The following is a 1741-nucleotide window of genomic DNA, read 5'->3' on the forward strand; positions in this document are numbered from 1 at the left end:
AAATCCGGACTGCGATGCATATCCTCGCCACAACATCCGCTTCGCTCGACGATCTCGCCGAGCCGATCGACCTCAGGCAGACGCCTGCGGATGTCGTGGCGCTGTCCTTCACCGACAGCGACCTCGCCGGCCTGGCCGCTGCTTGGAAGGCCGATGCCGCGCGGCTGCCCTCGATGCGGCTGGCGGCTCTTCGCGATCTTCGCCACCCGATGTCGGTCGATCTCTGGATCGACAGTGTCGCCCGCCACGCCAGGGTCGTCCTCGTCCGCATCCTCGGCGGCTATGACTGGTGGCGCTATGGTTGCGACCAGCTCGCCGCGGTGGCGCGCGAGCGCGGCATCAAGCTCGCGCTACTGCCCGGCGAAAGTCATGACGAGGACCAGCGCCTGATCCAAGGCTCGACCCTGCCGCGTGCGGAGCTGGACGCCCTGCTCGGCTATTTCCGCGAAGGCGGGCCGGCCAATATGAGCGCACTGGTGCGGAGGCTGGCGCGGCTTGCGGGAGCGGATGCGGCGGTTGCCGAGCCGGTCGGCGTGCCGAAGGCTGGGTTTTATCAGCCGGGAGTTGGTGTCGTTGAGAAGCCGGACTTTTCAGAGGTCGGCGATCCTTCGCTCCCCTCTCTGTCCTGCCGGACATCTCCCCCTCAAGGGGGGAGATCAGCCGTCGTCGACCCTGGCGCGTTTTCTTCAAGGGCGTCAAAAGAGCCATCTGCAACGTCTGCGATTGGCGAAACCAACGACGACAGCTCAATCTCCCCCCTTGAGGGGGAGATGTCCGGCAGGACAGAGAGGGGGGCGACGGAACTCGACGCTGGTAAGCTCAGCCCGATTGTCCCCATCCTCTTCTACCGCTCGATGCTGCTGGCGGCAGACGTAGCACCGATCGACGCTCTCGCGGAGGCGTTGAAGCTACAAGGCCTGACGCCCGTGCCGATCTTCGTCTCCAGCCTGAAAGACCCGGCGTCGCTCGCCTTCGTCGAAACCGCCCTCGCCTCGCTGCACCCCGCCGCCATCATTACCGCCACCGCGTTCGCATCCGGGGCGGAGCCCGGCGCCGAGACCCTGTTCGACCGCGCCGGCGTGCCGATCTTCCAGGTCATCGTCGCCACGACGCGCCGCGAGGTCTGGGAAAACAACCAGCGTGGCCTGGCGCCCGCCGATCTTGCCATGCATGTCGTCCTGCCCGAGCTCGACGGCCGCATCCTGGCCGGCGCCATCTCCTTCAAGGGCGAGATCGAGGCCGATCCGGCACTGGCCTTTCGCGCCTTTGCCAACCGGCCGGAAATGGCACGCGTGGCGCAGGTCGCCAAGCGGATCGCGGCGTTTATCCGCCTGCAGAGGACCAAGCGGGCCGAGCGCAAGCTGGCGATCCTGATCCCCGACTATCCGAGCGCGCCAGGGCGGACCGGCTATGCGGTCGGGCTTGATGTGCCCTCCAGTGTGCTTGCGATGCTGCATGACCTGAAGGAACAGGGCTATGCGGTTGAAGGGATTCCGCAATCGCCGCGGGCGTTGTTGGATGCGCTGGAGGTGGGTGGCCACGGGTTAAGTTCAAAAGACTACCTGCGCTTGTCCGCTGAACTGCCGGAAGGCGCGCGTGATGCAGTCAGGGCTGCCTGGGGCAACGCGGAAGACCAGATAGGGCTGCGCGAGGCCCCCCTCTCTGTCCTGCCGGACATCTCCCCCTCAGGGGGGGAGATTGGCAGCTCCGCCGCCGGCTCTCCCCTTGCTAGGCCGAAAAT

1 protein-coding gene is annotated in these 1741 nt (G+C 66.5%); it reads left to right on the forward strand.

The features are described 5' to 3' along the window. Positions 1 to 14: 14 nt before the first annotated feature. Positions 15 to 1741: cobaltochelatase subunit CobN (locus EOA28_RS34845; protein ID WP_189342366.1), on the forward strand; the 1727-nt coding region annotated here is incomplete at its 3' end.

It is taken from the genome of Mesorhizobium sp. M2A.F.Ca.ET.067.02.1.1 (assembly GCF_004023285.1).
Classification (GTDB): Bacteria; Pseudomonadota; Alphaproteobacteria; order Rhizobiales; family Rhizobiaceae; genus Mesorhizobium.